This is a genomic window from Enterobacillus tribolii (assembly GCF_003363015.1).
GTDB lineage: Bacteria > Pseudomonadota > Gammaproteobacteria > Enterobacterales > Enterobacteriaceae > Enterobacillus > Enterobacillus tribolii.
This window is the reverse complement of record NZ_QRAP01000017.1, coordinates 1-23166: the sequence shown is the minus strand read 5'-3', so window position 1 is coordinate 23166 and position 23166 is coordinate 1. Positions and strand designations below refer to the sequence as shown.

16 protein-coding genes, 1 tRNA gene, 2 rRNA genes and 1 pseudogene are annotated in these 23166 nt (G+C 55.4%); 9 read left to right on the top strand and 11 right to left on the bottom strand.

Annotation, left to right across the window (positions count from 1 at the left end; genetic code table 11):
- A partial coding sequence (locus tag C8D90_RS22130; RefSeq protein ID WP_230473074.1) for an Ig-like domain-containing protein occupies positions 1–3979 on the bottom strand: 3979 nt, incomplete at its 3' end.
- A gap of 1111 nt (positions 3980–5090) precedes the next feature.
- On the opposite strand from C8D90_RS22130, the pseudogene C8D90_RS21245 reads away from it, so the two are divergent.
- The 4 genes and pseudogenes from C8D90_RS21245 to C8D90_RS21230 all read left to right on the top strand — a co-directional run.
- A pseudogene (locus C8D90_RS21245) lies at positions 5091–5476 on the top strand (transposase); the annotation flags it as partial.
- 475 nt (positions 5477–5951) lie between these two features.
- Positions 5952–7331, top strand: coding sequence for an aspartate aminotransferase family protein (locus C8D90_RS21240; RefSeq protein WP_115460462.1), 1380 nt, complete (start codon positions 5952–5954; stop codon positions 7329–7331).
- Positions 7332–7395: 64 nt separating this feature from the next.
- Positions 7396–8505, top strand: a complete 1110-nt coding sequence (locus C8D90_RS21235; RefSeq protein ID WP_221810663.1) for a GNAT family N-acetyltransferase — start codon at positions 7396–7398, stop codon at positions 8503–8505.
- On the top strand, positions 8502–9380 hold the full coding sequence (locus tag C8D90_RS21230; RefSeq protein ID WP_115460460.1) for an arginase family protein: 879 nt from the start codon (positions 8502–8504) through the stop codon (positions 9378–9380). Before C8D90_RS21235 ends, C8D90_RS21230 begins: the two co-directional genes overlap by 4 nt.
- On the opposite strand, the gene C8D90_RS21225 is transcribed toward C8D90_RS21230, so the two are convergent.
- The 6 genes from C8D90_RS21225 to C8D90_RS21200 all read right to left on the bottom strand — a co-directional run bounded on the left by C8D90_RS21225 (position 9339) and on the right by C8D90_RS21200 (position 14000).
- Positions 9339–10595: a DegT/DnrJ/EryC1/StrS family aminotransferase gene (locus C8D90_RS21225; RefSeq protein ID WP_115460459.1), complete on the bottom strand. Its 1257-nt coding sequence runs from the start codon at positions 10593–10595 to the stop codon at positions 9339–9341. The two genes, C8D90_RS21230 and C8D90_RS21225, sit on opposite strands and share 42 nt — an antisense overlap.
- Positions 10592–11002, bottom strand: a complete 411-nt coding sequence (locus tag C8D90_RS21220) for a DMT family transporter (protein WP_115460458.1) — start codon at positions 11000–11002, stop codon at positions 10592–10594. The genes C8D90_RS21225 and C8D90_RS21220 overlap by 4 nt, the downstream gene beginning before the upstream one ends.
- The gene (locus tag C8D90_RS21215; RefSeq protein WP_115460457.1) at positions 11002–11358 is read right to left on the bottom strand and encodes an EamA family transporter; all 357 of its coding nucleotides are present in this window, start codon (positions 11356–11358) and stop codon (positions 11002–11004) included. The genes C8D90_RS21220 and C8D90_RS21215 overlap by 1 nt, the downstream gene beginning before the upstream one ends.
- 22 nt (positions 11359–11380) lie before the next feature.
- Complete coding sequence (locus tag C8D90_RS21210; protein WP_115460456.1) at positions 11381–12271, bottom strand: alpha/beta hydrolase; 891 nt, start codon at positions 12269–12271, stop codon at positions 11381–11383.
- Positions 12255–13004, bottom strand: coding sequence for an MtnX-like HAD-IB family phosphatase (locus tag C8D90_RS21205; RefSeq protein WP_115460455.1), 750 nt, complete (start codon positions 13002–13004; stop codon positions 12255–12257). Before C8D90_RS21205 ends, C8D90_RS21210 begins: the two co-directional genes overlap by 17 nt.
- Positions 13005–13229: 225 nt before the next feature.
- Positions 13230–14000, bottom strand: coding sequence for a MipA/OmpV family protein (locus tag C8D90_RS21200; RefSeq protein ID WP_115460454.1), 771 nt, complete (start codon positions 13998–14000; stop codon positions 13230–13232).
- 271 nt (positions 14001–14271) lie between these two features.
- Here C8D90_RS21200 and mdoC point away from each other — a divergent pair, with 271 nt between their 5' ends.
- Positions 14272–15333: a glucans biosynthesis protein MdoC gene (mdoC, locus tag C8D90_RS21195; protein WP_230473076.1), complete on the top strand. Its 1062-nt coding sequence runs from the start codon at positions 14272–14274 to the stop codon at positions 15331–15333.
- Between the two features lie 34 nt (positions 15334–15367).
- Here mdoC and gltP read toward each other — a convergent pair whose 3' ends face one another.
- On the bottom strand, positions 15368–16684 hold the full coding sequence (gene gltP, locus C8D90_RS21190) for a glutamate/aspartate:proton symporter GltP (RefSeq protein ID WP_115460452.1): 1317 nt from the start codon (positions 16682–16684) through the stop codon (positions 15368–15370).
- Positions 16685–17392: 708 nt separating this feature from the next.
- Between gltP and acs the strand changes: the two genes are divergently transcribed.
- From acs to C8D90_RS21170, 4 genes are all read left to right on the top strand, one after another.
- Positions 17393–19351 (top strand): acetate--CoA ligase, encoded by a 1959-nt coding sequence (acs, locus tag C8D90_RS21185; protein WP_115460451.1) that lies wholly within the window; start codon positions 17393–17395, stop codon positions 19349–19351.
- A 77-nt stretch (positions 19352–19428) separates the two neighbouring features.
- Positions 19429–19740: a DUF485 domain-containing protein gene (locus C8D90_RS21180; RefSeq protein ID WP_115460450.1), complete on the top strand. Its 312-nt coding sequence runs from the start codon at positions 19429–19431 to the stop codon at positions 19738–19740.
- Complete coding sequence (locus tag C8D90_RS21175) at positions 19737–21392, top strand: cation acetate symporter (protein WP_115460449.1); 1656 nt, start codon at positions 19737–19739, stop codon at positions 21390–21392. The genes C8D90_RS21180 and C8D90_RS21175 overlap by 4 nt, the downstream gene beginning before the upstream one ends.
- Before the next feature lie 145 nt (positions 21393–21537).
- Entirely contained in the window at positions 21538–22521 is a 984-nt protein-coding gene (locus tag C8D90_RS21170; protein ID WP_115460467.1) for an alcohol dehydrogenase catalytic domain-containing protein, read from the top strand.
- 108 nt (positions 22522–22629) lie between these two features.
- Here C8D90_RS21170 and rrf (C8D90_RS21165) read toward each other — a convergent pair.
- From rrf (C8D90_RS21165) to rrf (C8D90_RS21155), 3 genes are all read right to left on the bottom strand, one after another.
- Positions 22630–22745, bottom strand: a 5S ribosomal RNA gene (rrf, locus tag C8D90_RS21165).
- Positions 22746–22781: 36 nt separating this feature from the next.
- Positions 22782–22857: transfer RNA gene (locus C8D90_RS21160), tRNA-Thr, on the bottom strand.
- 14 nt (positions 22858–22871) lie between these two features.
- Positions 22872–22987: ribosomal RNA gene (gene rrf / locus C8D90_RS21155) — 5S ribosomal RNA — on the bottom strand.
- Positions 22988–23166 lie beyond the last annotated feature (179 nt).

The window sequence follows — 23166 nt, the reverse complement described above, 5'->3', positions numbered from 1 at the left end:
TCACTTCGCCCTGCTTGTCGCCAACGTTATCTTCAATAACGATGTTTTCCGCCGGCTTCGGCGGTACGGTGTCGATAACAATCGGGAAGCTGCCGCTGTCCTTGTTGTTGCCGGCCGCATCGGTGGCGGTCACGGTCAGGTTATGGTTGCCGTCTTCCAGGCCGGTTTCCGGCGTGAAGCTCCACTTGCCGTTCTCGTCAGCCACAACGCTGCCGATCGGCTGGCCGTTATCCTTGATGGTCACGATGTCGCCCGGTGCGGCGGCGCCGCTCAGGGTCGGGGTGCTGTCATTGGTCACATCGCCCTTCTGCAGCGGGCCGGTGTGCGGTTCAACGTTATCGACCACGCTGCCGATAGACGGCTCGGTGCTGACCGGGATCAGGATATTGACGTCATAAGACGGCGCCTTACCTTCGATACGGTTGCCCGCCGGATCGCTGCTTTCCAACGTCAGCTGGTTCAGCCCTTCCAGCAGCGGGGTATCCGGGGTCAGTGACCACTTACCTTCGCCGTTCACGATGGCGGAGCCGATCAGGTGCTTGCCGGCGGTGTCGGTGCTGTAGACGTAAACCGTGTTGCCGGCTTCGCCGATACCGCTGATAACCGGCTGGCTGTCGTCGGTGGTGTCGCCGCTCGCCACGTTGCCCTGGTTATCGCCCACGTTGTCTTCCACGCCGGTGATCTTCAGGACATCTTCACCCGGATTCGGCGGGGAATAATCGGTGGTCAGTACGAACTCTTCTGACGGCTTGCTGGTATTGCCCGCTTCGTCCGTTGCCGTGGTGGTGAACTTATGTTCGCCTTCCGGCAGCGGCGTGGTCGGGGTGAAGCTCCAGGCGCCGTTTTCATCAGCAACAACGGAGCCGATCAGCTCGCCGTTGTCGTAGATATCTACGCGGCTACCTGCTTCCGCTTCCCCTTTCAGGGTCGGGGTTGAATCGTCGGTGACATCGCCATTGTTCAGCTCACCACGTTTCTCGCCCACATCGTCAGTGGCGGAGCCGATAGACGGCTGGTCCGGGGATTCGGTATCAACCGTCAGTTCGAAGGCCGGGGAGGTCACTTCGTTGCCTGCCGGATCGGTAGAAACAACGGTCAGGCTGTGCTCGCCTTCACCCAGATCTTCTTCCGGCGTAAAGCTCCAGGAGCCGTCCGGTTTCACGATGGTGGTGCCCAGAACGGCGTCGCCGTCCTTCACGGTCACGGTGCTGCCCGGCTTGCCTTCGCCGGTGATTTCCGGACGTGCGTCATCGGTGACGCCACCCGGTTTCACGTTACCGGTGATCGGACCCTGGTCGTCTTTCACTGCGCCGATGATCACTTCATTCGGTTCCGGATCGACGGTGATGGTGATACCCGGAGTCGGCTCGCTGGTGTTGCCGGCCGGATCGGTGACTTCGGTGGTGATTTCATGATCACCCTTATCCAGCGGGGTTTCCGGGGTAAAGGTCCACTTACCGTCGTCGTCTACCGTGGCAGTGCCGATGACTTCGCCGTTGTCGATGATGGTCACGGTGCTGCCCGGCTCGGCTTCGCCGTTCAGGGTCGGGGTGCGATCGTCGGTGGTGTCACCGTCTTTTACTTCGCCCTGCTTGTCGCCAACGTTATCTTCAATAACGATGTTTTCCGCCGGCTTCGGCGGTACGGTGTCAATAACAATCGGGAAGCTGCCGCTGTCCTTGCTGTTGCCGGCCGCATCGGTGGCGGTTACGGTCAGGTTATGGTTGCCGTCTTTCAGACCGGTTTCCGGCGTGAAGCTCCACTTGCCGTTCTCGTCAGCCACAACGCTGCCGATCGGCTGGCCGTTATCCTTGATGGTCACGATGTCGCCCGGCGTGGCGGCGCCGCTCAGGGTCGGGGTGCTGTCATTGGTCACATCGCCCTTCTGCAGCGGGCCGGTGTGCGGTTCAACGTTATCGACCACGCTGCCGATAGACGGCTCGGTGCTGACCGGGATCAGGATATTGACGTCGTAAGACGGCGCCTTACCTTCGATACGGTTGCCTGCCGGATCGCTGCTTTCCAGCGTCAGCTGGTTCAGCCCTTCCAGCAGCGGGGTATCCGGGGTCAGTGACCACTTACCTTCGCCGTTCACGATGGCGGAGCCGATCAGGTGCTTGCCGGCGGCGTCGGTGCTGTAGACGTAAACCGTGTTGCCGGCTTCGCCGATACCGCTGATAACCGGCTGGCTGTCGTCGGTGGTGTCGCCGCTCGCCACGTTGCCCTGGTTATCGCCCACGTTGTCTTCCACGCCGGTGATCTTCAGGACATCTTCACCCGGGTTCGGCGGGGTAGTATCAACTTCAAATTCCAGCGGATCGGAGGATTCACTGACGTTACCAGCCGGGTCGCTCTGGGTTACCGTGATGCTGTGATCGCCTTCGGACAGCGCTTCGTCCGGCGTAAAGGTCCACTTACCGTTTTCGTCAATGGTCGTGGTGCCCAGAACTTTGTCACCGTCGTAGATAGTGACTTTGTCGCCAGGTTCGCCGCCGCCGCTGAATACCGGTTTGGTTTCATCGGTAACGCCGCCGTTCTGGATCGGGCCGGTAATGGAACCGGTGTTGTCCTGAGCATTAGCAACGTCCGGCTTGTTCGGCGGGGTGGTATCAACTTCGATTTCAATCGGGTCGCTGCGATCGCTGGTGTTGCCGGCGGGATCTTTCTCGCTGACCACCAGCTCATGTTTACCTTCGTCCAGCGGGGTTTCCGGGATGAACGTCCATTTTCCGTCGTCATCAACGACGGTGGAGCCAATCACTTTGCCGTTATCTTCGATGATGATGGTATTGCCCGGCGTACCGTCACCGTTAAACGTCGGCTTAGTTTCATCCGTTACGTCGCCGCTATGCAGCGGGCCGGTGATTGAACCCGTATTATCAAGGATTTCAGGCAGTTCCGACTTATCCATCAGACCGGTAATTACGTTGAAATCACGAATGTCGGAAGGATCGCTGACGTTGCCCGCTTTGTCGGTCTGCGTAACGGTAATTTTGTGCTGACCGTCAGCCAGCGCGGTTTCCGGAATGAAGTACCAGCGCCCGTCAGAATTGACTTCAGTCTGGCCGATAACCTTACCGTTGTCGTAGATAGTGACCGTCGCGCCGACTTCACCAGTACCGCTGATTTCCGGCTTCGCGTCGTCGGTAGCGCCACCGTTGTTGATTTCACCGGTAATGTCGCCAACTTTGTCCATGATGTGTTCAATGGTGGGCGCAGCCGGGGCCGTGGTATCAACGTCGAAGTCGATGGGCGCGGAGGGCTCGCTGGTGCTGCCGCGAGAGTCGGTTTCAGTCACAGTAATTGCGTGTTTGCCTTCGCCCAGCGGGGTTTCCGGGGTAAAGGTCCACTTGCCGTCGTCACCTACGGTCGTAGAGCCGATGGCTTTACCGTTGTCGTAAATGGTAACCGTGTTGCCCGGGTTACCCGTGCCGCTCATTACCGGCTTGGTTTCGTCAGTGACGTCGCCGCTTTTGATCGGACCGGTAATGGAACCCGTGTTGTCCATAACTTCGCCGATTGACGGCGCATTCGGAGCAGAGTGATGGTCGTCATCGTCGTCATCCGCGATGGCGGCCGCAATTCCGCCGATAGCGGCGGCGGCGGCGAGCCAGCCCAGGAAACCAAACAACATGTCGTTGTCGTCATCCGCAGCGGCAAAAATGCCACTGCCGGAACCCAGGGATTCTCCCCCCAGCGCTACCGGAGAGAGCTCTCCGTCAGCGATCAAATAGCCTGTTTCGTAACCTTCACCGGAGATGGGAATGTATGAGTAGAGCTGGCCATCCTCCGCCATTCCCAGCAATACCGGGTTGTTCGCATCACCGTTGAAGTAGTCTTCGATGATGATGCTGGGTTGCGTATCCCCTTCCTGAATCACGTGTAATGCATTACCCACGCGCTTAAGTGTAATGTTTTCCGGCGCGAAGTCGTCATTGACGTTCTTCAGCAGATACTTGTTGCCGTGAAGCAGTTTCACCTTAACTGCCTTGGCCGCATCCGCGGTCAAAAGCCGAGTTTTTCCTTCTCCGCTGTTAACAGCCAGAACTATTTTTTTTTCCGTCATATATAACTCCAAGCATCATGCTATGAATCTAGTTCGTTTCCTTTTTTTCCCGGATAAGAAATACCCTTACCCAGAAGAGGCCGTTTATAACTTACCATCGATTATTTTGTGAAAACATGGAGGTAAAAACTCAGAAACTTTCGCAGACAATGAAATCTAAGAGCCACCCATTCACCCTAGCACTAACCAAAATTACCTAACCAATTGTTTATGATCGCTTTTTCCATAAAAATCTGTAATAACCAATATTAAAAACCTGGTAAAAATGTAAAAAATTAATAAGAAAAAATAAGTAAAAATAGACAGCAAGAGAATTTTCTTACCTAACCAAAAAATAAATTACGATAATTACCACGCGTAAGATCTTTAAACAACCCAAATATAAGCTTGACAAAAAACGCCTGATTTAAAATAATCAAATCGTCAGTTATGGCATCATGTCAGTTACTTTTCGCACCCATTCCTTATGTTGACTAGCTACCAACAGAAGAGTAATTTTAACTGATAAAAAGGGGCGGGCAAACCGCCCCTTTTTTCAAAATAAAACACAATTTATTGATTTTTAATAAAAAAAATATAGAGAAATCCATAAGTTAAAAAAATCATCACAATTAAAAAAGCACGTTAACATAAGAAAAACTATTAATTTATGTGAGTAAATTATCTAATTATAATGAAACAAATTATTTGTATGATCTAATAATACAAAAATCATTTAATCGATAATCAAATAACATAAGATATAACCGTGTAGACACATTATAGCTAGATAAGATGACTACGAATGTACAATTTTAAACCAGAAAAATGACTTACTCCATTTAAGCAATAACCAATATGAGACCATTCAACTTGTAGATAATTTAAAGCCATTTTTATGGGGCATTTTTATAGACACTTTAAACTTAGATAACCCATTTCAGGACTATTAAATCCATACTATATGGACAAATAAAGCAAGAGTAGGAAAATTAAACTCTAGATACCTCTGAGTCAAAATGGAAGACATGAAAAGAAGGTAAATATGAGCGCAAAACGCTATCCCGATGAATTCAAAATCAAAGCGGTTAAGCTAATTACAGACGACAAACTTTCTGTCGCAGATGTAGCCCAGCGACTTGGCGTAACAACACACAGCCTGTATGCCTGGATGAAAAAGTTTGGCCCCAATGCGTCCTCGCATAAAGCAGAGGCCGACGTTCAGTATGAGCTCCGGCGGCTTCAGAGAGAACTGAAGCGCGTCACCGAAGAGCGGAATATGCTAAAAAAAGCGAAGGCGTACTTTGCAAAGCTGTCCGGCTAAGGTACGCCTTCATTAAGGACAACAGCCATCGCTGGCCCGTACAGCGACTATGCCGGCTGATGGACGTGCATCCCAGCGGCTACTATGCCTGGCGGCATGATGCCCGCCTCATGAAGTCAAAATGATGAAATAGCAGGTTACGGTGGCGGCGGAGATAACGCAGACTTTGCCGCCAGTGAACATTCCGTCAGCGCCAGGCTGATGAGATCAACCGACAGGCATCGGCAGTAACGATTGTGCCGCGCACCTACCGCAAACCTCCCTGCCCGCCTAACCTTCCCCTTATCGTTACAGTAACTCTATGTAAATAATACCTTTTAAAATTAATCCTGCTAATAATCACGGTAAAACATAAACAGACAATAAACATTATCGCCAGAAATATAAACAATCGTTCAACATCTCCGGAGAACAAAAAGCACCGATTTCAGGCATCGATATAATCCCTCCTGTTCCATACCCTGACTCCCTCTCGTTGCAGACAAACGGCAAGGGAGTAAGCCTCCCGAAGCTTGTGTCACCGATACCTCTGCAACGGGTAAGCATCACGGGTAAATCCCCTTTTCACAGGCTGGAGATGTTATGACCCCTTACGAAGAACAACTGCTGGCGGATGAAGCGAAGTATTGCTCCCACGGTGATACCGTTCACTATGTTAACCCGCCGAAGATTTTCGACAGCTGCAAGGGCAGCTATCTGTTTGACGCCGAAGGCACGCCTTACCTGGACCTCCAGATGTGGTACTCCGCCGTTAACTTTGGCTACGCGAACCCGCGCCTGGACAATGCGCTGAAAAAGCAGATCGACGTTTTGCCGCAGATCGCCAGCCAGTATCTGCACCCGACCAAAATCGAGCTGAGCAAAATCATCGCGCAGGATATGGAGAAGAAGTTCGGCCTGCCGGGGCGCGTGCACTATAACGTCGGCGGTTCACAGTCAATCGACGACTCGCTGAAGCTGGTGCGTAACTTCTGCAACGGCAAAAGCCGTATGTTCGCCTTTGAAGGCGGCTACCACGGCCGTACGCTGGGCGCCTCTTCCATCACGTCCAGCTACCGTTACCGTCGCCGCTTCGGCCATTTCGGCGAGCGCGCCCAGTTTATCCCGTTCCCGTACCCGTTCCGCCGCCAGAAAGGCATGACGCCGGAAGAGTACGCCGACAAGCTGATTGCTGACTTCGCCCGCTTGTTTGAGAACGAATACCACGGCGTCTGGGACCCGAAAGTGGGCCAGTCCGAGTTTGCCGCGTTCTACATTGAACCGATCCAGGGTACCGGCGGTTACGTGATTCCGCCGCGCAACTTCTATAAAGGTCTTAAAAAGGTGCTGGACGATCATGGCATTCTGCTGGTCGTTGATGAAATCCAGATGGGCTTCTACCGCACCGGTAAACTGTGGTCCGTGGAACACTTCGGCATCACCCCGGATGTGCTGGTGTTCGGTAAAGCGCTGACCAACGGTCTGAATCCGCTGGCCGGCGTCTGGGCGCGCGAAGAGATGATCAACCCGACCACCTTCCCGGTTGGCTCTACCCACTCGACCTTCGCCTCCAACCCGCTGGGCACGTCGGTGGGCCTGGAAGTCATGCGCATGCTGGCGGAAAAAGATTACGAGAAGCAGGTGATGGAGAGCGGAGCCTACTTCCTCGAAGGGCTGAAGACGTTGCAGTCGCGCCACCGGGAAATCGGTGACGTGGATGGCCTGGGTCTGGCACTGCGCGCCGAGCTGTGCGAAGCCGACGGCTTTACGCCGAACAAGGCGCTGCTCGACAAAATGGTGGATATCGGTCTGTCCGGCACGCTGGACTATAAAGGCCAGAAAAGCGGCCTGGTGCTGGACGTGGGCGGTTACTACAAAAACGTCATCACCTTCGCGCCGTCGCTGGAAATCAGCCGCAGCGAGATCGATCAGGCCATCGAAATGCTAGATCAACTGATCGTCCGGGCCAAGCGCGAACTGTAAGCGCGCCGGGCTTTGCTTCAAAAACGCGACTCAGGAAAACACACGGGCGCACGCAGGTGCGCCTTTGTCATCCCCGACGGAACAACGACTGATGACCGATGACGAACGCGCCGTGATTCACTATGCCAACCATATGGAATCCCGGCATCTGATCGACGCTTTTTTGCATCATCCGCCACAGGGCTTCACCGCCCGGATTTCCGCACACGGCGTACCGCTCTTTTCCGCGCCCTTCGATCTGCTCACCACCGCCGACGAAGCGTTGCGCAAAAAACTGCGCAGTTGGCCCGGCTTTCGTTGGTGGAGCCGGTTTTTGACGATAGACACCTGCTTCGCCGGCACGACCGTCAGCGAATACGCGCCGTTTCCCACCCACGTTCGCCCCGATGAAATGAGCCATTTGTTGCGGAAATGCGCACCGGAGAAAAAGCTGGTTATCGTCAAAGATCTTCCGCAAAACTCGCCGCTGCTCTCAGCCGGCGACAACAATTATTCGCAGGCACTGTATAACGCCTGCATCCGGCAGGGCTTTATCGGCGTCGAAGGTCAGGCGCTGGCCTACGTGCCGCTCAATTTTGATGATACGGACGAATACCTGAGCCGCCTGTCACGCAGCCGGCGCCGGGATATCCGCCGTAAGCTGCGCAGCCGGGATGCGTTGCGCGTCGAAATTCTGACCACCGGCGATGCGCGCTTTTCTGACGAGGCCTGGCGCAAAGAGCTTTACCGGCTCTATCTCGCGGTCTATGCCCAGAGTGAAATACACTTCGACCTGCTGACCGCGGACTTTTTCAGCACGCTGCTCACCGACGCCGGCAGCGGCGGACGGATGTTCCTCTACTGGCACGGAGAGACGCTGGTCGGCTACAACCTGTGCTACCAGCAGCATGATAAGCTGATCGATAAATATATCGGCCTCAATTACCCCCTGGCGCTGGAGCACCATCTCTACTTCGTCAGTTGGTTCGTCAACCTGGAATATGCGCTGGAAAACGGGCTGCGTTTTTACGTCGCCGGCTGGACCGATCCCGAAGTCAAAGCCAGCCTGGGCGCCAGCTTTACCCTGACCCGCCATCTGGTCTGGGTCCGTAACCCGCTGCTGCGCCGGATTCTGAACCGTTTCAGGCACCATTTCGAAAGTGATGCGCACTGGCATCAGGAACAGACGTTATGACGAACTCCCGTACTCCGGTCATCCTCAACTTCGACCATTCCGTCAATGACATACCGGACGCCGTGAACGTGCCGTTGCAGACGTGGCAGGAGCTTATCCGCTTCGGCTGCCGCTGGTCCGCCTTCCGGCGGCTGAAACCGCTGCTGAGCAGCCTGTTGCCGCCGCAATACGGCTGCGTGTTTACCGGCAGCGGCGATTACCACCATCTGACCTGGCTACTGCTGAAGCACCTCAATATGCAGGAAGACATTCAGTTGATCGTTTGTGATAACCATCCGGACAACATGCGCTATCCGTTCGGCATTCACTGCGGCTCCTGGGTTTACTGGGCCAGTCGTCTGCCGCGGGTAAAACACATTCACGTTATCGGTATCGGTTCCGCGGATATCACCGCCCGTCATGCCTGGGAAAATCACTGGTCGCCGCTGATGAAGGGCAAGCTGACTTACTGGAGCACCGGTGTTGACGCCCGCTGGCTGCGCTGCCTGGGCGCAGCAGAGCAAGCGCTTGCTTTTCCTGATGCGGACAGTCTGATGAATGCCTTTTTGCAGAAAATGGACGCTACGTTGCCGGTCTACCTTTCTATCGACAAAGACGTCCTCAGACCGGAAGTGGTTAACACCAACTGGGATCAGGGCATGTTTCTGGAAGCGCATCTGCAACGGCTGCTGACCGCCTGTCAGGGCCGCTTGGTCGGCGCGGATATTACCGGCGATGTCTCGGCCTATCAGTATCAAAGCCGCTTCAAACGCTGGCTGAGCGCCGCCGACGGGCAGGAAACGCCGTCTGACAGCGTGCTGCGGCAATGGCAGCAACGGCAAAATGCGCTGAACTTACGCCTGTTGGCGCAAATTAACGCCGGATGGCGGCAATGACGCGCTTATTACCCGCACAATTTCGTCGAAGGTCTCGTCATCCAGCCAGTGGCTGTTCGTGATGGACAGCGTGCGGGAGGCGAATGCAACGGCGTTCGGGGTATCGCCGGTATTAAGCAGTAATGGCGCGACATCCGGGTACCCCGATAACGGGCGGATAAACAGCCGGGTAACGCCCACACCGGCGGTCCATAGCTGCGCCATCACGGCATCGCGGGCAGCCTGCGTCGGCATCATCACCAGCAGGAAGGGCCAGACGCCCTGCTGCCCGGCACCGTCGCTCAGTACCTGCACGCCATCTAGCGCACAGAGCCGCGCCGCACGGCGTCGCGCCCGTTCCCGCGCCCGCTGCTGGTAATCCGGCAGGCGCGTCAGCGCGGCCGCGCCTGCGCGTTGCCGGTAGCGGCCCAGCGAATGCAGCGGAATATCGCGCACCGTAAAGTCGTCTCCGACCGCGCCGATTTCATCTCCCCGCGCCAGCGCGGTTTGCAGCGCTTTACCGTACACCCGGAACAGCCGCTGCGGACGGTAAAACCAGGCGTATCCCCATAGCTCCGCGCAACGGCGGATTTCCCAGGCCAGGCTGAACGGCAAATCGCGGCGGCTGCGTTCATGCAGCAAACTGTGCAATTCCTCATCACGGCTGAACAGTACGCCGCCTTCCGCGGTCGTCAGCCCTTTTCCCAGCGCCATGCTGAAAAAGCCGACATCCCCCTCCAGCCCGACGCTCTGCCCCTGATACCGGGCACCCATCGCCTGCGCCGCGTCCTCAATCACGCGCGCGCCCGTCGCCGCCGTAATGCGTTTTACGCCCGCTACGTCGGCCACGCGCCCGGCCAGGTGCGTCACGACCACCGCCAGCGTCTGTTCATCGCACAGCCGGCGCAGGGCATCTTCATCCATATCAATGCTATCCGGGCGTAAATCACACGCCACAACCCGCAGCGGCGGGCAGTGAAAGGCGGCCAGCGCCACCAGCGGGCAGGTATAGGCAGGAACGATGATCCTGGTACGACCGGGAGACAGGGCCTGTAAGGTGCGTAACGTCACGATCAGCGCCGCCGTGCCGGAACAGGTCAGTACGGGCAAAGGGATGCCCAGCCAACGGGAAAGGGGCTGCGCCAGACCGGTCTGCGCGGGGCGCAACAGATCCCGCCAGCGCGCAGGCAGCCCCGCCGTAGGCGGGATTTCCTGCCGGCGGGAGGAGAACGTCATGAGCGGGAAGGCTCCGCAGGGGCCGCGGATTCAGCCGGGAGGGTGGTTTCGGCCTTCGCCAGGCACAGAATACCAGCCAGTATCAGCGAACCGCCGATCAGTTTAGGCAACGTCAGCGTGTCGTCAAACAGCCAGACGGATACCAGCGTGACGCTGATAATCTCCAGATGAGAAGCGGCAAATGCGGGGCCGACCGGCGCATACTTCAGCAACGTCATCCAGGTGAAAAAGGCGCCGATATAACCGACAAACGCCCCGTAAATCCAGGGATGCCCAAACACGCGCACCAGCCAGGCAGCATCCAGCGTCAATGGCTCGGCGTGCAGGGAAGCATATTTGAAGCTGACCTGCGCCAGGGTGTCGAACAGCATCAGCGCCAAAAAACCGAACAGGTAAAAGCGTTTCATTATTCAATCCCCACCACGGCAACGCCGCAGGCAATCAGCAGGATACCGATCAGGCGCCATTTACTCAGGCTCTCTTTAAACCAGATCCGCCCGGCAATCATGATCGCGACGATGTTAATCGATCCCAGCATCACCCCAACCGACAGCGGCACCAGCGAAAGAAACGCCAGCCAGAGCACAAACTCCAGGACATAGCTGCCGACGCCGATCCAAATCCAGGGCTTTTTCAGCATGTACCGCCAGTGAGCCATGCCGGAGTAGTTTACGCCGGAGGTGGCGGCGGCCTTGAACGCCAACTGCCCTACGGTGTCGACGATGACGTTCAGAATCCAGAGGATGATGGTTAACTGACTCATAAATTACCGCTTTTGCCGGCCGTTACGCGCCCAGCGCAGAGGAGTGCAATGCCGCCTGCAACGCAGCGCCGCCGGTATCCGGCGCTTCGTCATGACGTTCCGGGACGTGGTGTTGGATAAAATCCACCGAACGCGTAATCAACTCGCGTCGATCGTTATCGATGGTGATCATGTGGTAGCTGTTTTTCAGCAACACCATTTCCACCGGCCCGCTGACGTTATCGCGCACCAGCTCGCCGTTACGGCGGTGGGCGATGTCGTCCTCCTGCGCGTGCAGGATCAGGCAGGGCGACGTCACCTTATGCAGCGACTTACGTACGTTGCGTGAAAGATGGATCATCTCGCTGAGCGAAGGCCAGGGGTTGCCGGGTAAGCCCGCCGCGCCGCTGTCGCCGCTCAGCATGCTCTGCGAAATACGTTTGCGCAGTTGCTCATTGCGGATGCCGTACGGCGGTTCCTCATTGAACATGCGACGGCGGCCAATGCGCAGAAAACCAGCCAGCGGCAGGAACCAGGGCGCCAGAAACTGCGACATGGCCGGAATACTCCAGCCGTCATAGCGAAACGTCGCGCCGTAGACCAAGACACCCTGCACGCTGCGCGGAAAATCAGACGCATACTTCAGCGCCAGCACCGCCCCCATCGACAGGCCGCCGACAAACAGGTAATCCACCTGTTCGCGCAGCTTTTCCGCCGCCGCGATAACGCTTTGATACCAGTCAGACCAGCGGGTGGCGATCAGGTCGTCCACGTCGCCGCAGTGCCCGGCCAGTTGCATGCCGTAAACCGTGAAACCGGCGCGGTTCAGCTCACGCCCGACGCCGCGCATTTCCGTCGGCGTTCCGGTCAGACCATGGATGAGCAACACGCCGATCCGGTTGCCCGGTAACAGAAAATCATGATGTTCGATCACGCATCCCCCGGAGTATCAAAAGTTCAACCGGCGTGAAATGCGCCATGTCCGGCTGTTCCAGCAGCCAGTCCAGGCGCGCCGGAGCCTGGGCGAAATCCTCCATGACGGTAAAGGGAACGCCGGAGCGCTCACACTCAGCCACCAGGCTCTTTTTGGCAAAAACGTGATCGGCAATCTGCGAGACGCAAAAGTCTGAGCGCCCGTCGCCGATCATCAGAAACTTGTCATCCGCCACCGCCTTGGCGACGGCGCATTTGCAGGTGCCGCTCGCTTTCAGGCAACCGGCGTTGTGATAAGGGAAATCCAGGCTCCAGCGGCGGTCGCCGGTCTGGCGCAGTTGGTTGGCAATCACCGGAATTTCGCTGACGATGCCGTTGGCGCGCAGAATATGGCGAATGGCGTAATCCAGGCCGTCGCTGACGATATGCAGCGGTACGCCGCGCATCCGCGCATGCGCCGCGAAACCGGCAAAAGCGGGGTCGATAGCGATGCCGGCCAGGCACTCATTCAGTTCGTCCGGCGAGGCGTCCAGTAAGGCGATTTGCCCGGCCATACACTCCTGCGAACCGATCTCGCCGTCTTCCCAGCGTTGTTCCAGCGCTTCCCAACCCGGCATACCAAAGGCTTCCAGCAGCGTGTCGGTAACGTCTTTGAAACTGATTGTTCCGTCAAAATCACACAGGATCGTCCACGGATGGCGGCGTGGCGCGGAACGGATGGATTTAATAACCATAAGCGCGGAAAGGACCGTTAATGGAAAGACAACCTCACCCTGTACGATGGTGAGAATTTTGCTCCATACGTAAAGAAAATACGTACTTCACGATTTCAGACAGTTTAACGGGGGCCGGATAAATGTTTTTTAAACAGGCGTTTAAAAAACGCCGGCAAGAAGCGAAGGAAAGCCCTTTAAAAATAAAGAGTTGTACTTAATGACATCTCTCCTCCGCACTCTGCGTTAAAAGTTATATTTCACGCCGACGCCGTAAGCGTATGTTTCACTGCGGTCGATCATCGGGCTGTTGCGCACCGAGGAAGGCAGCCAGTCTACGCGGGCGGAAGCGTACGTTTCCCAGTGCGCGGTGAGCTGGTAGTCCAGCGTCAGGGAGAGATAAGGCGTAAACGCGGAGCCGGGGCGATAGGTTGCGATGTTCGCCCGCCGGGCTTCTTCTGAAGAAATACCGTAGTAATAGCGATTCTGCTGAGCGTTCGCCCAGTCAACGCCCAGTTCCGGCACGACGGTAAACGCGCCGCAGGTCAGCATGTTCAGATAAGCGAAATTCGCTGTAACGCCCTTGCTGTTGTTCAGCACGTCGGCGGCGACCTGAGTACGGACCGCCCCGAAAGGCAGGGTGTACTGATAACTGGCGCCGGCCATCAGCGTGGCGTGGCGATCGTTCAGGCTGCGCATCATCGCGCCGTGGCCGTCGTCGGCGTCATAGGATTTGTCGTCGTAAAACGTCTTGAGCTTCAGCTCGTTGGTGTCGTCATTCAGAACGTAGTAACCGGCTTCCGCGCCATCGATGTACCAGATGTCGTTGTCATAGCTGAATGACGGCAACGCCATGTAGTCGGTATGTTTGGCTTTATACGCAGAGACGGACGCCATGCCGCTGACGCCGAGCGAAATATCCGCAGCCCGGACACCCGGCGACGCCAGGCAGCTCAGGGAAAGAAGCGGTAATACATACGGTTTTAACGGAAAACGTTTCATTATTATCTTTGTCATTGAGGAACCTCACCCATCGCATCATCCTTGTTTGCCTAAATGACGGGCGTACGCCCGCGGAAGAAGCCTTCACTTTAGCCGCAGAAGCATAAACTCCAGCACAACAGACGTCATCGGACACCGGATACAGATTCGTCCAAAAGCCACGTAAAGCGCTTGCCCGCCCGCCGTTATAAACCTAAAGTAAACGCCCACTCTCACGATACGGGCATCCGGATTGAGCACCACCACCCAGCGGGAACACTATCTCGACTATATCCGCGCAGCACTGATGTTATTAGGCATTCCCTTCCACGTTTCCCTGATTTATTCCAGCCATCACTGGGTGGTCAACAGTACGCCGGAAAGTCTGCCGCTCAGTCTGTTTAACGACTTCATCCATGCCTTCCGCATGCAGGTCTTCTTCGTTATCTCCGGCTACTTTTCCTGCATGCTGTACCAACGTTATCCGCTGAAGAAGTGGCTGAACGTACGCCTGACGCGCCTGCTGATACCGATGCTGACGGCCATGGTGTTGATCACCCTGCCTCAGTTCATTTTCGTTCTGCGCCATACCACGGCCATCAGCGACTGGGGAGACGCCGGTTTTTGGCAGCGGGTGAATATCAGCGTCTGGTATCTGGTGTCGCATCTCTGGTTTCTGCTGACGCTGAGCCTGATCACCGTGCTCAGCGCACCGGTGCTGCGTGCCATTTTGCAGCGCGGGTTGTGGTCGCACGTCGCCCCGCGCGCGCTGCCCCTGATTTTTGTCGTACTCGGCGGCGCTTATGTGCTGTTTCAAAAACTGAGCGCGGCCCTGCTGCCCACAATCTCCTCCAGCGCCGCTTTCAATTTTCTGGTGATGAATACCCTGCTGTACATTCCGTTTTATCTGCTGGGCGCGCTGTCCTTCACCCACAGCGAGCATAAGTCGAACCTGACGCGCCTCACGCTGCCTGACGGCCTGCTGACGTTATTCGTCGTCGGGCTTTTCCTGCTGAATGAAAATACCCGGACGTTCGGCGAATACGCCTTCAGCGTGCAGTTGTTTTTACTGTTTATTATCGGCCTGATGATGACCAAGGCGGTCCTGGCGCTGGGGCACCGGCTGCTGAACCGGGAATCGCGGGTCGTCACGTATTTCGTCACCGCGTCGCTGTTTATCTATCTGGTCCACCATCCGCTCACAATTCTGTACGGCAGCATCATGGAGGAATTCCATCTGAATCCGGCGATCGGTTTTCTCGCAGGCGTCACGCTGGTGGTTATCGGTTCAGTGGTTCTGTATGAGTTGCACCGCCGCATTCCCTTGCTGCGTTATCTTTTTTCCGGTAAACCACAGGGTAAGTCATAGGCGCCCGCCCGGACGGCGGGCGCCGGAAGGAAGGTTATTCCTGACTGGCCGGCGTCACTTTTTGTGACAAGACCTCGGCCTCGTAAGCTCTGGCTTTTTTACTGTCGAACTGATGTTCCCACTTGGCGACAACCAGCACCGCCAACGCGTTGCCGATTACGTTCAGCGCGGTGCGCGCCATGTCCAGAATACGGTCTACGCCGGCGATGAACGCCAAACCTTCCAGCGGAATACCGACGCTGCCCAGCGTCGCCAGCAGAACGACGAAAGAAACGCCCGGTACGCCGGCAATCCCCTTGGACGTCACCATCAGCGTCAGCACCAGAATGATCTCCTGGCCGATGGACAGGTTAATGCCGTACAACTGGGCGATAAAGATGGCGGCGATACTCTGATAAAGCGTGGAGCCATCCAGGTTGAAGGAGTAGCCGGTCGGCACCACGAAACTGGTGATCGACTTCGGCGCGCCGTAGGCTTCCATTTTTTCAATGATGCGCGGCAACACGGTTTCCGAGCTGGCCGTGGAGTAAGCCAGGATCAGTTCATCCTTCAGGATGCGAATCAGCGTCCAGATGCTCAGTTTACAAATGCGCGCCACGAGCCCCAGCACCACCAGGGCAAAAAACAGGATGGCGAAATAAACCAGAACTACCAGCTTGGCCAGCGGCACCAAAGAGGCGAAGCCGAAGTTGGCGACCGTGACTGAAATCAGCCCGAAAACCCCGATCGGCGCGTAACGCATGATCATGTGCGTCACTTTGAACATACTTTCTGAAACGCCTCTGAAAACTTTCAGCAGCGGTTCTTTGGTCTCTTTCGGCAGGGAAGAAAGCCCTAATCCGAACAAGACAGAGAAGAAGATAATCGGCAGCATGTCCCCGCGCGCCATGGAGGCGAACACGTTGGAGGGGATAAGCGACAAAATCGTGGCGATCAGGCTGTGGGAGCCGCTTTGCACCTGCTCCGTCGTTCTTTCGTATTGGGAGATATCCGCCACCGCCAGGGATGACATATCAATCCCCTGCCCCGGCTGGAACACGTTGGCAAAGGTAATGCCGATGATGATCGCCAGCGTGGTAATGATTTCAAAGTAGATGATGGTTTTCAGGCCGATGCGGCCCAGTTTCTTGGCGTCGCCGACGCCCGCAATGCCGACAATCAGCGTGGAGATAACGATGGGCACCACGATCATTTTGATCAGCCGGATGAATATATCCCCCGCCGGAGATAATATATTACTCACCAACCATTCGCGGGACTCGCCCTGATTGTGCAATATTGAACCAAGAATAATACCCAGAATAAGCGCGATTAAAATCTGCCAGGCTAACGTGAATTTGAAATTCTTCATTCGTCGAAAAGTCCTCGATATTTCTGAGATCTTTTGATCTCTTATATTTATCTTTTACCCTGTTGCCGGAGCCGGAATCTCCGTCATACCATCGCGATGACGACGGGAATCTTATCTTCTGTACCACTTGCGGCCGCCATTCTGCAAGCTTTTATTATAGGGCACTGTACGCCAAAGGATGATTAAACGTCTTAAAAAACTCAAATTTGCAAAACAAAACCCATGAAAATCATGTCATTGAATTTGTATTATGATTAACAATGCTATTTGTCATTTTATTGTGAATAATTTGCGAAAAGATTTGAGCAAGGCCGTACATGCCATTATTTATACACGAATAATCTGAGTTATTATCTCATCAGGTAATAGCCACTAATATAGTGTCTAACCGGATTGAGGTAGATATAAAAATTGATCTTTCGCAATAAATTTGGTTATTAAGGCAAGAAATACGCCTTTTCTTATTTTTCTATTTATTCAATAAACCAATAAATACGCCCACGTTAACTTTCTTTATCTTCTTATAATTCCCAATCACTCCCCTCATCCGCATGCAGCACACTTCACGCCAATCTGCCGATGAAACCCCCGAGGCAGGTTGAATATCTTCATTGCGTGATCAATCGCGCAAAAAGACAACAAAGCGCTACGGCAAACTACAATTAACCTTATATTGACATATCATTAACATCCGCAAGGAGGATAACGATGAGCCTGGTCCATAAGCACCCTATTCCTGCAAACATTGCAGAACATACCCTGATAAACCCACAAGAATACCATCAGCTTTATCAGCGTTCGGTAAAAGATCCGGACGGTTTTTGGGCTGAGTACGGCAAGATCGTTGACTGGATAAAACCATTTACCAAAGTAAAAAACACGTCATTCGATCCCGGACATATCAGTATTCGCTGGTTTGAAGACGGCACCCTGAATCTGGCCGCCAACTGCCTTGACCGCCATCTGGCAGAGCGCGGCGAGCAAACCGCGATTATCTGGGAAGGCGACAACCCGGAAGAAAGCGAACTAATTACCTACCGCCAGCTGCACCATGAAGTTTGCCGCTTCGGTAATGTGCTGAAAAAGCTGGGCGTTAAAAAAGGCGACGTGGTTGCCATCTATATGCCGATGGTGCCGGAAGCGGCGATCGCCATGCTGGCCTGCGCGCGTATCGGCGCTATCCATTCGGTTATCTTCGGCGGCTTTTCTCCGGAAGCGGTTGCCGGGCGCGTGGTGGACTCCAACAGTAAAGTCATCGTTACCGCCGATGAAGGCCTGCGCGCCGGTCGCACCATTCCGCTGAAAAAGAGCGTGGATGACGCGCTGAAGAACCCGGCGGTGACGAGCGTTGAACACGTGGTGGTTTTCCGTCGTACCGGTAAAGAGGGCGACTGGAACCCGCAGCGCGATAAGTGGTGGCATGAGCTGATGGAAGGCGTTGACGCCGACTGCCCGCCGGAAGAGATGAATGCGGAAGATCCGCTGTTTATCCTTTATACCTCCGGCTCCACCGGGAAGCCTAAAGGGGTGTTGCACACCACCGGCGGGTATCTGGTGTATGCCGCAACGACCTTTAAGTACGTTTTCGACTATCACCCGGGCGATATCTATTGGTGTACCGCAGACGTCGGCTGGGTCACCGGCCACAGCTATCTGCTGTATGGCCCGCTGGCCAACGGCGCCATTACGCTGATGTTCGAGGGCGTGCCGAACTACCCGGCGGTCAACCGTCTGTCGCAGGTCATCGACAAGCATCAGGTCAATATCCTTTATACCGCCCCTACCGCCATTCGTGCGCTGATGGCGGAAGGCGACAAAGCGATTGCAGGCACCAGCCGTGAGTCCCTGCGTATTATGGGTTCAGTTGGCGAGCCGATTAACCCGGAAGCCTGGGAATGGTATTTCAACAAGATCGGCAACGGCAAATGTCCGATCGTCGATACCTGGTGGCAGACCGAAACCGGTGGTTTCATGATTACTCCGCTGCCGGGCGCCACGGAGCTTAAAGCCGGCTCCGCCACGCTTCCCTTCTTTGGCGTACAGCCCGCGTTGGTGGATAACACCGGCGAACCGATTCCGGGCGCCTGTGAAGGGAACCTGGTGATGCTCGACTCCTGGCCCGGCCAGGCACGCACGCTGTTTGGCGATCACGACCGTTTCGAACAAACCTATTTCTCCACCTTTAAAGGAATGTATTTCAGCGGTGACGGCGCCCGTCGCGATGAAGACGGTTACTACTGGATCACCGGCCGCGTCGATGACGTGCTGAACGTGTCCGGTCATCGTCTGGGCACGGCTGAAATCGAATCCGCCCTGGTTGCGCATCCCAAAATTGCCGAAGCGGCCGTGGTCGGTATTCCGCACAGCATCAAAGGGCAGGCGATTTACGCCTACATCACCCTCAACCACGGCGAAGAACCAACCCCGGATATGTACAACGAAGTCCGCAACTGGGTTCGTAAAGAAATCGGCCCCATCGCCACGCCGGATATCCTGCACTGGACCGATGCCCTGCCCAAAACCCGTTCAGGAAAAATCATGCGCCGTATTCTGCGCAAGATCGCCTCCGGGGACACCAGCAACCTGGGGGACACCTCAACGCTGGCGGATCCGGGAGTAGTAGAGAAGTTGCTGGAAGAAAAACAATCAATGCAAACATCATCGTAGCGGTAACAACGCTATTTATGGCAAAAGCCGCCTGAGCGCGGCTTTGTTCAATCAATGCCTCACAGGAGACACAGTTGATGAATGATGTCATTTATCAAAGGATTGAAACTAACCCGCGCTTCAAGGAATTAGTGCAGAAACGAGAGAAGTTCGCATGGATATTGTCATTAATCATGCTGATTGTGTATTACGGCTTCATCTTGCTCATCGCCTTCGCACCAGAATGGCTCGGCACGCCGTTGTCGCCTGACTCCAGCGTAACCCGCGGCATTCCCATCGGGATCGGGGTTATCGTCATTTCGTTCGTACTAACCGGTGTTTATGTCTATCGCGCCAACGGCGAGTTCGATCGCCTTACGAAAGAACTTCTGTCGGAGGTAACGGCATGATTCGCAAAATTTGGGGCGCGCTTTCCCTGCTCAGCCTGCCGCTCTTTTCCCATGCAGAGGCCATCTCTGGAAAGGTAGAAAAACAGCCGCTGAATATTCAGGCCATCGTGATGTTCCTGCTGTTCGTCGGACTGACGCTGTACATCACTTACTGGGCGTCAAAACGTACCCGCTCCCGTCATGACTATTACACCGCCGGCGGCAGTATTACCGGCCTGCAAAATGGTTTGGCGATGGCGGGTGACTTTATGTCCGCGGCGTCTTTCCTTGGTATTTCCGCACTGGTTTATACCTCCGGTTACGACGGCCTGATTTACTCCCTCGGCTTCCTGGTGGGCTGGCCCATCATGCTGTTCCTGGTTGCCGAACGCCTGCGTAACCTGGGGCGCTATACCTTTGCCGATGTGGCTTCCTACCGGTTGCAGCAAAAGCCTATCCGCACGCTTTCCGCCTGCGGCTCTCTGGTGGTAGTGGCGCTGTACCTCATCGCCCAGATGGTGGGCGCCGGCAAGCTTATCGAGCTGTTGTTCGGCCTCAACTATCATGTCGCCGTGATCCTGGTCGGGGTGCTGATGATGCTCTACGTATTGTTCGGCGGTATGCTGGCAACAACCTGGGTGCAAATCATCAAAGCCGTACTGCTGCTGGCCGGCGCCTCTTTCATGGCCATTATGGTGATGAAGTCGGTTGGTTTCAGCTTCAGCACCCTGTTCAATGAAGCAATGGCCGTGAACCCCAAAGGGGCCGCCATTATGCGTCCGGGCGGCCTTGTCTCCGATCCGATATCCGCGTTCTCACTGGGCCTGGCATTGATGTTTGGTACGGCGGGCCTGCCGCACATCCTGATGCGTTTCTTCACCGTTCAGAACGCCAAAGAAGCCCGTAAGAGCGTATTCTACGCGACCGGATTCATGGGATATTTCTACTTCCTGACGTTTATCATCGGTTTCGGCGCCATCGTGCTGGTCGGCGCCAACCCGTCGTTTAAAGACGCTGCCGGCGCGCTTATCGGCGGCACCAATATGGCGGCGGTGCACCTTGCCGATGCCGTGGGCGGCAGCTTCTTCCTCGGCTTCATTTCCGCCGTGGCCTTCGCCACAATTCTGGCGGTAGTTGCCGGGCTGACGCTGGCGGGGGCTTCTGCGGTTTCTCATGACCTCTATGCCAACGTATTCATGAAAGGCAAAGCCACCGAGCGCAACGAGCTGAAGGTGTCGAAAATTACCGTGATCGTGTTGGGATTGGTCGCGATTTTCCTGGGTATTCTGTTTGAAAACCAGAATATCGCCTTCATGGTGGGCCTGGCCTTCTCCATCGCCGCCAGCTGTAACTTCCCCATTATCATTCTTTCTATGTATTGGTCGAAGTTAACCACCCGCGGCGCCATGATCGGCGGCTGGTTGGGGCTGATTGTCGCCGTCGTGCTGATGATCCTCGGCCCGACGATTTGGGTGAAGGTTCTGGGGCACGCAACGCCGATTTATCCGTATGAATACCCTGCGCTGTTCTCCATGCTGGCGGCCTTCGTCGGCACCTGGTTCTTCTCGATAACGGACAGCAGTGACGCGGCGCGTCAGGAGCGGGCGCTTTTCTTCCCGCAGTTTGTTCGTTCTCAAACCGGCGTGGGTATTTCAGGTAGCGTCTCTCACTAAAATCACGCATTTTGACTAAGGGCCCATTCGGGCCCTTTATTTTTGATTCTTCGTCATAAGTGTTTTGCCTGTTCGGTGGCATTCGGGAGAGGCTCGATCGATTAAGGTAATGGAACAGAGTGAAAGCAAGGAGGATAAGATTCCGATGATAAAAACTGAAGCCTGGCAGTGGAGACGGCATGCCGATCCCACCCTGCTTGAACGTGATGACAAAATGCTGGCTGAGTTGAGTGACGATCAGGTGTTGATTGAAAACCGGGCCATCGGCCTCAACCCGGTCGACTGGAAGCTGATGGCCGTGCCTCCCGATGCCTGGCAGGACATGCAGATTCCCGGTGTGGATGGCATGGGCGTTATCGCCGCCACGGGGAAGAATGCGGCGCACCTGCGGCTGGGCACCCGGGTAGCCTATCATACCGACCTGCGTTTCGATGGCAGCTTCGCCCGCCATACGATCGTCAGTGCCAGGGCGCTGATTGTCGTACCGGATAGCGTCAGCGACGCCAGCGCAGCGGCATTTCCCTGCCCAGGGCTGACCGCCTGGCAGGCAATGCGGCGCGTGCCGTACCTGGAGGGAGAAAATGTATTGGTCAGCGGGGCCGGCGGAGCAGTCGGAGGCATTCTGGCGCAGTTACTGGCCCAGGCCGGCGCTAAAGTTTACGTAACGGCCAGCCCGCGCCATCATGACGCATTAATTACCGGCGGCGTTGTTCGGGTATTCGATTATCACGACGCGCTGTGGCAGCAGGCGCTGAGCCGCTCTTTGGGAGAGCAATCGCTGTATGCCGCTTTCGATACCGTTAATCAGCAGAGCGCAATATCTCTGGCGGATCTGTTGGGCTACTACGGCCACTTAGTCTGCGTACAGGATCGCATTGAGCAGTCTCCGCTTCCCGCTTTTACGTCCAGCATTTCACTGCATGAGATCGCTCTTGCCGCCATTCACCCTTACGGTAGCCATAAGCAGTGGGGAGAATTGGTTCAGGCAGGTGAAGAGATGCTAAAACAGGTCAGTTGTGGGCAGCTGGTTTTACCGCGTATTCAAACGGTTGCCTTCAATGAAATACCGCAGGCGCTGGAACTGCTCAAACAAAACAATGACGGCACCAAGTACGTCGCCGTTATCTGAATCCGGCATGACAAGGCCGTTCACGCGGCCTCTTTCGCGCTATCACGGTACATAGAGACAATAGCAAAAAACCCCAGCCTTTCGGCTGGGGTTTCTTACACAATTAAAGTCTGGCAATGTCCTACTCTCACATGGGGAAGCCCCACACTACCATCGGCGCTACGGCGTTTCACTTCTGAGTTCGGCATGGGGTCAGGTGGGACCACCGCGCTATCGTCGCCAGACAAATTCTTTTTTCGCCGAACTTAAACCCAAATAACTGGTGCTGATACCCAGAGTCGAACTGGGGACCTCACCCTTACCAAGGGTGCGCTCTACCAACTGAGCCATATCAGCACACTAAATTAAAAGCCTGGCAGTTCCCTACTCTCACATGGGGAAGCCCCACACTACCATCGGCGCTACGGCGTTTCACTTCTGAGTTCGGCATGGGGTCAGGTGGGACCACCGCGCTATCGCCGCCAGGCATATTCTGTTATTCCAGCCGCTTAAGCTTACTTAAGCCACCAGAACCAATCTCAAAACAAGCTAAAAATATTCTCTTTCTTGCGTCTCTCACCAAAACACCTTCGGTGTTGTAAGGTTAAGCCTCTCGGTTCATTAGTATCGGTTAGCTCAACGCATCGCTGCGCTTACACACCCGAC